The organism is Acidovorax sp. KPB24-07, from assembly GCF_057543315.1.
In genome coordinates this window covers 1-729 of record NZ_BAAJYS010000855.1, presented here as the reverse complement: position 1 = coordinate 729, position 729 = coordinate 1, and the positions used below count along the sequence as shown (strand labels likewise).

Genomic DNA, 729 nt, shown 5'->3' with positions numbered 1-729 from the left:
TCGGCTGCGGCGGCACCGGCGCCTTGGCCGGGCCGCTGCCCGCGCCGTCGGCCGATCCGGTGGTCTTGTCAGCGGGGCGCAGGCGGGAGACGCTGCGCGTGATCCATTCCGCAGTGGCATTCATGGCGTGATCCTCGAAGGGGGGTTGCGGGCGATGTCGCGCAGCGCGGCGCGCTGGCGCACGAGGTGGGTGCGCATGGCCTCCTCGGCCACCTCGGGAGCGCGCAGCTTGATGGCATCGAACAGCTCCAGGTGCTCGGCCAGGCTCTGCTGCAGCCGCCCCGGGGCGCGCAATTGCTGCAGGCGGGCCAGCCGCAGGATCTTGCGCAGGTCGCCGATCACCTGGGCCAGCCAGCGGTTGTCGGCCAGCGTGATGAGCGCCTCGTGGATGGCGTGGTTGGCCGCGTAGTACTCGCCGATGCGGCCGGCCGCGGCGTGCTCGCGCAGGCGCTCGTGCAGCACCTCCAGCGCGGCCAGGTCGGCATGCGGGTAGCGGTGGATGCGGGCGCGCGACAGGCGGGCGCCGTCGATCAGGCAGGCGTGGTTGAGCGCATCGGAAAACAGCGCATCGCCCTCGCCCACGAGCGCGGGCACGATGCCGGCGTTGGTGGCGTAACCCGCGTAGAAGTACAGCGCGCGCGGCAGGCCCACGAAGCGGGCGAGGTCGGCCTCCAGCGCCGCGTTGGCCGCACTGTGGCCGCTCACCAGCGGCGAGCCGCCCGAGCCCAC

General features: G+C 73.5%; 1 protein-coding gene. It reads right to left on the bottom strand.

Translation table 11 applies throughout. The features are described 5' to 3' along the window. Positions 1-120 precede the first annotated feature (120 nt). A partial coding sequence (locus AC27IQ_RS26280; RefSeq protein WP_487091405.1) for a GntR family transcriptional regulator occupies positions 121-729 on the bottom strand: 609 nt, incomplete at its 5' end.